This window comes from Centipeda artemidis DSM 19719 (assembly GCF_000426665.1).
Lineage (GTDB): Bacteria > Bacillota > Negativicutes > Selenomonadales > Selenomonadaceae > Centipeda > Centipeda artemidis.
This window is the reverse complement of sequence record NZ_AUFU01000003.1, coordinates 174605-183436: the sequence shown is the minus strand read 5'-3', so window position 1 is coordinate 183436 and position 8832 is coordinate 174605. Positions and strand designations below refer to the sequence as shown.

Here is an 8832-nt window from a genome sequence, read left to right as displayed (position 1 = left end):
CAACTTTACCAATATGGCAGTGATGTCCGTCGTGTCATGTACACAACAAATGCGATAGAGAGCGTCAATGCAAGTTTTCGCAAAGTAACGAAACAGGGGGCATTTCAAAGCGAGACGGCTGTGTTCAAGGTGTTTTACTTACGGATCAAGGAGCTGTACAAGAAATGGAAGGGACACTCCATTCAGAACTGGGCGATTGTGATGAATCAACTCTGTATTGATGAGCGGGTCGGACAGATGATCCGAAAATATTCCGCTCTATAAGAAACTTACACACTTTACTTGACATACCCGGTATAATCGCTTTTGAGGTGCTACCACAGCGGTAGGCGGTCAATCTTGCCCCTAGAAAGGGGCAGTCTTTATGGAGCTATACGATTTTTTGTCGTTGGTTTTCCTTGTTACAATCTCGATTGTGGCGATAAAGAAATAAGAAGCCCCGCCTCCAGCTTCCGACGCTAGGCGGGGTTCTACTCTAACGGTGATCGGGGCTGACCGTCTGCCGGTAGTGCCTCTTTCTATGAACATTATACGACATTCACGAAAACCTGTCAAACGAAGGTGTCCATTATGGGCACCTTGTTTAACGGCTATTCCCTCGATCCTCTCGAGTGGAGTTCTTTTGCATTGTGATTTTTCTTTTATGTGGGATCGTCGGAGTGTTTTCTTTGCACTGTGATTGGTAAAAGCGGCTTACGGTTTGGGAAACGGCATTCCAGTCACGTTCGCTTAGCACACCGATCTTTTTAAGGCAATTATGTGCCGATAGATCAGTGAGTTTTGAAACACGAGCGACTGATGGACGTTGCAGATTTGCAGCTTTCCAGTCAAGTAGATCAATATCAAAGCTATCCGATAACCGGCATGCGTGGGAAGTCACTTTAATTCCTACGACAATGAAATTTGTGTTGTCGACTGCATAGATAATTATGGGACGATTTTTTGATTGCGCCGGATCGTCATCGAATGGAAACTTTGCGATCCACACTTCGCGTGGCAATGGCATCTTTCTTTTCTAGCTCCTCATATAATTTATCCCAGCAATCTTCCTCCGGATTACACCACTCATCGTCTCGAGAAATGACGGCATCTCCATTTTTGTTGTGTTTTGTGTTTCTTTTGGCCAACTCAAAGAGACTGGCACCGTGTTCTTTCATAAAGTTTTCGTACACCGCATCTTGCATGATGTTCTCCTCCTTGCTCTGATTCACTCAAGAATAGTATAGCGGAGCGCAATTAAAAAATCAACATTAGCGTCCCCAGTCTTGATACATTCTCTCCTCCGCACGGATCGCTTTATCCTTTAGTTCCTCCTCATTCCAACGCAGGACAATCTTGCCGTTCTTTTCGCGTTCATGGAGCATTTTCTTTGCAAGTGCAGATACTTTTTCATTGATATTTTTTGCCCGCTGTTTATGCGCGTCGTTTGTCTGCTTTGAACTCCCCGTGTTACGTCTGTTTTTTGTGCGATAGAGACGTACGCGTTCCGGTTTTCCGGCGGTGTCATATGCCGGTGTTGATGAAATAATGCGCTTTTTGTCTCTGTCATACATGACAAGATGTTTCTGCACGCTACCGCGCCGGATGTCATCGCCTATTTTGACTGCTTCCAGCGTCACAATGCGCCCCTCTTTCGGCATCCGGGAGAGGATCGCATAGGTGTCACCGTCAAATGCTTTCATCGGCAGTTTTCCGACCGGTGTTTCTCCATCAATACGAGAATGTCTTGTCAGGGCTTTTGGCAGCTTGTCTGCAAAGAGAACCCTGTCGCGTTCGATTGGGGCAAGCGCTTCTCGCATCGCGGCATAGCGTTCCGCTTCTTTGTGTGCGGCAGTATGTTTCCTGTGTAGCTGTGCAATGACGTTCTCAGGCGGCAGTGTGTCTTTGATTTTTTGGATATGTGCCTCCAGCTTTTGAGCAAATTCCGGTGTCTGCATCTCCTTCTTAAATGCCGCGATCTGCTTGCCAAGCACACCGCGCTGCATATTTAATTGATTGACATCACGCATCGTAGCAAGAGCCGCCGCATGATCCTTTCTTTCCTGTGCGGCACGTACCTTTTTATTGGCGGTCTCAAGCGCTTTTGTCGCAGCGGCATAATCACGCATGGCTTTCCGATAAGTGCCGTTAAATATTCGGTCAATCGCAGCGGCACGTATCTGCCCTTCATCCGCTGCTTTCCTGAGGCGGTTATACCGTGCAAGCTCTCGATCCGCGAGCTTCCGGTATACCGCTTCTTTTTTTGCACAGTAATTGGCAATATCCTCAACCGTGACCGCGTACGGTTCATCGAGGATATTTGCCGCTTCCTGTGCATCGCGTTCTTCCTTGTATTCGTTTTGGAGACGTGCGCGTTCGCTTTGTATCTCGCGCGCGATTTTACGCAGCATAACATCGTTGGCAAAAATCGCTATTTTTAACTCTTCTTCGGTCTCTTTGCTTCGATCCGAAACATCCCCCGAATCATCCGCGTTTGGAGCATCCGATATGCGATCCTCTTTCTCAATCGCCATCATAATCTTTTCCATCGTTTTTGGATTCTTGTACGCCTTGCCGAGATGCGGTGCGGGCGTGCGGTCGAGGAGTTGTGCTTCCTCTAGCTTTCCTTGTGCGATGAGATCTTCGCGCTGGACGTCAAGCGTGCGGTGGTCGATACGGCAATCAAGCCCTTTTTCCGCAAACTTTTCATTGACCAATGCCGCCCATTTTTCGCGCAGTTCAAGTGTCGTCTCTTTCTTTGCCCAGTAAGGATCTGTGAGATAGCCTTGTGTAGGTTCACCGTGCTCGTTTTCCGCATAATTCTTGAAGAATTTCTCAGGCGGCAGTGGACGATCTTTCTCAAATACCTTTTCACTGAACATCAAATGACAATGAATGTTTCTATGCGAAGTGTCAAATGCCGCCGCTTTATCGTGGATCGCATAGGAATAGACGTGCCGATCGGCAATCCCTGTTTGTTTTAGAAAACGCTCGATAAGTTCTTTGTTTTCCTCAAGTGTTAGCTCTTCTTGCAGTCCGATCTTAAATTCTCTGTAAGAACGACCGTTTTTGCGCCGGTGATTTTCAGCCTCCTGCCAAAAGTCCGCGCCGGTTTCTGCCCATTCCGGGAGATTCCCGGAGGATAGGTGGACAAGATCCTCGCGTCCGGACTTCTCTTTCTCGTATTTTCCCTCACGGGCGATGTAATCATAATGCAGTTTTGTGTTCAGTTTACTTCCGTCGGCGCGTTTGCCATGCGGGGCATTATCGAAATAGTAGATTGACATTTCCTGTATCCCTTAATTGCGGTGTTCCTCATCGGCGGGAGCGCCGATCTTACACACTTGCCGTTCGGTAAGTGTGTTTTCATCCGGTATATGTGGCGGCGAATGTACGCCATATATCGGATGAAACACGGCGGAGCCGTGTACGCCGTAGGCGTCCGATCCAACCGGAGGTTGGCGCATGGAAATCTCGTAGAGATTTCTGTAGATGCGCATTCCTGTTTTTGGTTTCCTTGATAGTATCATATTACCTGAAAAATGGCAATATAACCGTTTATATTTTTTGTAAAAAAACATTTATAACAAAAGAGAATATAATGGATATAGGAAAATAATATATCTAATTACGGGTAAATATATTTACATAAAACCTTGATTATGCTAAAATCTAAAAGGAGGTGATTATGTAAATGGAACAACAGGAAAGATTCATGCCGAAGGGGAAGGCAACCGATGTGTTTGACCGGGATGCGGCAAAACGTTTTCAAACGGACTTATATAACCTTGCGCTAGATAAGGACGTCGCAAAGAAGCGGAACCTGCTCTATCTCGTACTGCTTGCAATTTGTGTCCTCGTCACTCTGTTTGTAATAACGACAGCAAGCTATAAGACGTACGTTGTGCGTGTGGATAATGCGACCGGACAAATTGAAGCCGGCGGGGAACTCAAGGCGACGAACTATGAACCGCAGGAAGCGGAGATTAGAGCGTTTCTTGTGCAGTTTATCAAGGACACACGGACGATTCCGCTTGACCCTGTCCAGTATCGGGAAAATTGGGTACACGCGCAGCACTATCTCACAAAAGAAGCAGCGGAAAAATTCAACGCAATTTTGCAGCATGACGATCCAGCGGCGAAGTTCGGACACGTGACCATACAGCCGACGATCAAATCAATCCAAATGCAACCGGGATCTGCCGCCGTATACCAAGTGCGTTGGACGGAGGACGAATATTCCATCAGCGGTAATGCAAGCGGCGTAAAGTCGTCGTATACTGCACTGTTATCCGTTATGCTTGATCCGCCGACGAAGGAAGAAGAGCTGCTAATCAATCCGCTGGGACTGAAGATTAAAGATCTCAGCATTACCAAAGAGATGGAAGAACGGCGATGAACGGAGGCACACTGATGAACGTAAAGCGCATACTTTCGGCGGCACTCTTCATGACGTTTTTTAGCTGTGCCGGGGCGCCTGTTGTTGTTTCCGCTATGCATACAACGAATGAAGCATGGCAGGCAGAATCGCGCCTTGAATACATCTATAACTATGACGGCGTATATGAAGTATTCGCACGAAAAGGTTATGTTGTGGACGTTACACTAAAATCCGGCGAGACGGTCAGCGGCGTAGTTGCCGGAGATACCGCGCGTTGGATGGTCGAAACAGCGACGATTGGAACGACGCCGCATGTTTTTATCAAGCCGACGGAGGACGGGATAAAAACAAACTTCCTCATATACACAAACAGCCGAGTCTATCATTTGTCCGTCACGGAGCAAAATCAATATACGCCGATCATCCGATGGAGCTATCCGGAAGACGTGTATAAGCCAAAAGAGATTACTCCTGCCGAAGCGGCACATAACGAGATCTTTGCGGATACCGTTGACGGACAGCTTGTCTATAAGACACTGAACAGAGATTATCGGTTTAAGGGCAGCAAACGTGTGAACGAAGCGCTGTATCCGCTCGAAGTTTTCGACGACGGCGTACGGACGTATATTCGTCTCGGTGAAAATAACAAATACGATCTTCCCGTGCTGTACCGCGTTGAGGGCAAAAAGAAACTCACACTGATAAACTATCGGATTCGGCACGGGTACATCATTGCCGATCGCGTGTTTGACCACGCACGGCTCAAGTATTCCGCGAGCGAATACGTTGATATATTCCCAAAAGAGGCGGTGCAGTAATGCTAGATACAATCAAAAAGAAACTATTTCCGAAAAAATATGCCGATCCTATTGATGATACACAGCTAGAGCAGGATGAAGGCTATGAGTCGGGCGGGGTATCTTATGACGATTACGACCCCGCAGACGAGGCAAAAACCGTTAAGAAGCCGCTCATCCTTGCGGGCGCAGGTGCAGTCGCTCTTGCGGGTGTCATGGCAGTAGCAAGCAACGCTCTATTTAGTGGCGACCCACCGGAGCAGCAGGATACGCAGCAGGGAACGTCAAGTGTCGGTACCTCAGCACGGACACCGGCAGACGCGTTCCCGGCAAGATATACCGAAATTGGGCAAAAGGATCATGACCATTCGCACACGCACGGGACGGATGTGCGAGATGTCGATCCGAACCAAAACATGAATCCCAATATGAACCCAAATGTAGCGGCGCCGGTCTATGTGCCGACGACACCGCCCGGCGGCAGCAGTGGCGGTACACAAACGGGGGCAAACGGTGATAGCGCAGCATATGAACGCGCCGAAAAAGCGGCGGAAGAAGCGGCAAAACGACGCGCCCTTATCGACGGCAGCGCGCTTGCGTTTCAGATCGCAAAAGCTATGGCAGACAATGCACCGCCGCAGACGCAGCCGCTCGGCAATGCGCCCGCACCGGGAGCAAATACCGCAGCTAGAAATATCAGCTATGCACCGCAAGTACAGGATGCGCTCGGCGGGCATATCCTTAGTGCAGGATCGGTCATACAGGCGACCCTTCTCACAGGTGTTACAAGTAACGTGCCGAACGGAGACGTTGTAGCGCAAGTACGACAGAACATCTATGACAGCCTTACAGGACGCTTCCTGCTTATTCCGCAGGGCAGCAGACTCATCGGCAAAACGGCGGAGGCGGGAGGAAAAAGGATCGGCGTCATATTTCAGCGGATCATCCTTCCCTCGGGTGCCTCCCTTGAACTCCCCGATCAGCAGGCGATTGACGGCGTAGGGTATCCCGGACTTAGCGATAAATATGACGATCATCGCGGGTCGATTTATCGTGCGGGATTCATGTCCGCGCTGCTCGGTGCCGGACTGCAAAGTCTCACGGGGAACACATCGGGCAAAGACGAACGCAGCCCGGGGCAGGAAGCCGTATCGGGAGCGGTCGCCTCTATCTTGCAGACGATGCAGCAGCTCATCTCAAAAGACATCAATGCAGAGGCAACAATAGACATATCGCCGGGCTATCAGTTCAGCGTATTTATCAATCAAGACTTGTCGATTGGTGCATACAGCGATGAATAACTTCTTGCGTGTCTATGTTTTCCTCATGGCGATCGTCACCGGCATGTGGTTTGCGACACAAAAACTCGCCGCAATGCTCGAGTACAATCCGCGCCTTGGGCAGCCGTTCATGATGAACGGGCAGCCTTACTATATGCCGTGGAAATATCTCACATGGTATATAGAGTTCCGGGCAGAAATACCGCTCGCCTTTAAGGAGACGAACCTATACATCCTTGCGGCATTTCTCATCGGGCTTGTACTCATCGCGCTTACGCTGCCGAAGAAGAAAGACGATTCCCATGGATCGGCGCACTGGGGCGAATATGCTGATCTTGCAAAGATGGAACTCATCAGCGCCGGGGGCGTTGTCGTAGGACAACGGGACAGTTTACTTGCGCGTGCGTTGACAGCCCTCATGCGCGGCGTGGATACACTGCAAAAGGAAAAAGTCGCCTATGCGGAAATGGCGTTTGAACGGGAAAAAGAGCGCCGACGAGACGAACTTACGCAGCAAATCGTGCGGATCACGGAAACGCTGGACAAAAACATACCGCCGACAATACGAGCACGGCTTGAAAAACAGCGTGCAGATCTGCAAAAACAGATTGAAAAAACGGCGGTGAAGTACGATCCGGCAAACGATCCTATCAGTGTCTATCCCTTTGTGAAGCTCTATGAGAGGCTTGTAAAACTTCACGCAGGAATTTCTCATTTCTATCTCAGAGACAATTCCAACAAGCACCTCGCTGTCATCGCCCCGACGCGCAGCGGCAAGGGCGTCGGACTTATCATTCCGACGCTCCTAGGCGAATGGAAGGAAAGCGCCATTGTCAATGACATTAAATCTGAGAACTGGGGCGTCACGGCGGGATATAGGAAGCGTATGGGGCATGTCACAATTAAGCTCGAACCGACCGCGACGGACGGCAGTACGGCGCGCTGGAATCCGCTGGACGAGATCCCGATCGGCACACCGGAAGAGGTTTCCGCCGCACAAAACCTTGCCTATACACTTGCGGACTATGAGGGGAAAGGAAAGCTCGACCATTGGGGCAGTAATGCCGCCGTTGTCATCACAACGGTCATCCTGCATCTCAAATACGCGCACTTTGCCGACCCGGAGCATTATCCGCATCCGCCGACGCTCTATGATGTGGCAGCCTTCATGAAATCCAATACGGTCGGTGTTCTCGATGAAGAGGGGAATCCCGTCTATGAATGGGTAGACAGCGAAGGAAACGCCTATGACGAAGAGGTTGAGGGCGCGGAAAAGGTACAGAAACTCGAGGTAAAGGGCTTTGTCGATTCGCTTGAGAATATGATGGAATTTGAGCATGTGCCGCAGGGTGGCATCGTGATCCAAGAATGGGATCCCCGTACAAGCAGCTATACGGAGCGATCGTTTACCAAGGAGGATATGAGGAATCTCTATCCCATGGCATCCACACTTGATGAACAGCCGCATATCCACCCGATCATCTGTCAAAATTTCCGTGAGATCGCGGCAAAGCCGGACAATGAATGCGGCAGCATCATATCTACGGCGAACACCGCACTCAAGGAATACCTCGACCCGACGCTTGCAAAGAACACCTCTGTCAGCGACTTCTGTGTGGACGACCTCATGAATTACCGGAAGCCGGTATCCCTTTATCTTGTCACACCGCCGTCCGACCTCTTGCGTCTTGCCCCGATCTTCCGCTTATTCTTTGAAATGATGGTCAAGCATCATGCAAAGAAGATCGGAACCTATGAGGGCGGCAAGGCAAAGGCTCTCTATAAACACAAATGTCTCTTCTTGATGGATGAGTTCTCATCACTTGGCAATCTCAAATCCTTTGCCGCGACGCTTTCCTATATCGCCGGGTACGGGATGAAAGTATTTCTCATCAATCAAGGCTTGCCGCAGATTAACGACATCTACGGCAAAGACAATCAGATCCTTATGAACTGCCATTTGCAGATCTTCTACGCACCAAATGACAACGACACCGCAAAATATGCCGAATCCCTGCTTGGCAATAAGACGATCACCGTTGAGAGTGTTTCAGACAGCGGTATCTTTACGAGAAGGAGCTATTCAAAGTCACAGACCGGGCGCGCACTTATGACAGCCGATGAGATCAAACGCCTTGGCGATAAGGAGATCATTGTCGCCAGCGGCAGCCCGCCGATCCTCACTGATAAGGTGAAGTATTACGAGAGCGGGTACTATCTCAGCCGTCTCTATGACGCACCGGTTGCAAGCGATCTATTGAGATCACATCCATATCCGGAGCGGGACGCGCTTATTGCACGCAGCGCAGCGGAAAAAGCCGCAGCAAAAAGACCGCCGAGATTTCGCCCGCAGTGGCGTGAGCCGAAAAAGAAACAACAACCTCAAAAGGAGTGA

Annotated in this window: 8 protein-coding genes; 5 read left to right on the top strand and 3 right to left on the bottom strand. The window is 49.6% G+C overall.

The features are described 5' to 3' along the window. Window positions 1-264: transposase (locus K341_RS0104500; protein ID WP_026761994.1), on the top strand; the 264-nt coding region annotated here is incomplete at its 5' end. 319 nt (window positions 265-583) lie between these two features. On the opposite strand, the gene K341_RS13050 is transcribed toward K341_RS0104500, so the two are convergent. The 3 genes from K341_RS13050 to K341_RS12080 all read right to left on the bottom strand — a co-directional run bounded on the left by K341_RS13050 (window position 584) and on the right by K341_RS12080 (window position 3266). Beyond that, a complete protein-coding gene (locus K341_RS13050; protein WP_081657280.1) occupies window positions 584-1006 on the bottom strand; it encodes a type II toxin-antitoxin system PemK/MazF family toxin in 423 nt (140 codons plus the stop codon). Further along, window positions 960-1184, bottom strand: a complete 225-nt coding sequence (locus K341_RS12600) for a hypothetical protein (protein WP_009438637.1) — start codon at window positions 1182-1184, stop codon at window positions 960-962. The genes K341_RS13050 and K341_RS12600 overlap by 47 nt, the downstream gene beginning before the upstream one ends. A 66-nt stretch (window positions 1185-1250) precedes the next feature. Further along, window positions 1251-3266: a MobA/MobL family protein gene (locus tag K341_RS12080; protein ID WP_009438910.1), complete on the bottom strand. Its 2016-nt coding sequence runs from the start codon at window positions 3264-3266 to the stop codon at window positions 1251-1253. A 407-nt stretch (window positions 3267-3673) separates the two neighbouring features. On the opposite strand from K341_RS12080, the gene K341_RS0104480 reads away from it, so the two are divergent. The 4 genes from K341_RS0104480 to K341_RS0104465 are packed head-to-tail and all read left to right on the top strand — an operon-like array spanning window position 3674 to window position 8832. Then, window positions 3674-4378 (top strand): VirB8 family type IV secretion system protein, encoded by a 705-nt coding sequence (locus K341_RS0104480; RefSeq protein ID WP_026761993.1) that lies wholly within the window; start codon window positions 3674-3676, stop codon window positions 4376-4378. A gap of 14 nt (window positions 4379-4392) precedes the next feature. After that, entirely contained in the window at window positions 4393-5178 is a 786-nt protein-coding gene (locus K341_RS11600) for a TrbG/VirB9 family P-type conjugative transfer protein (RefSeq protein WP_009438794.1), read from the top strand. Then, on the top strand, window positions 5178-6458 hold the full coding sequence (locus tag K341_RS12075) for a TraB/TrbI/VirB10 family type IV secretion system protein (protein ID WP_051217774.1): 1281 nt from the start codon (window positions 5178-5180) through the stop codon (window positions 6456-6458). Before K341_RS11600 ends, K341_RS12075 begins: the two co-directional genes overlap by 1 nt. After that, window positions 6451-8832: a type IV secretory system conjugative DNA transfer family protein gene (locus K341_RS0104465; RefSeq protein ID WP_037349422.1), complete on the top strand. Its 2382-nt coding sequence runs from the start codon at window positions 6451-6453 to the stop codon at window positions 8830-8832. Before K341_RS12075 ends, K341_RS0104465 begins: the two co-directional genes overlap by 8 nt.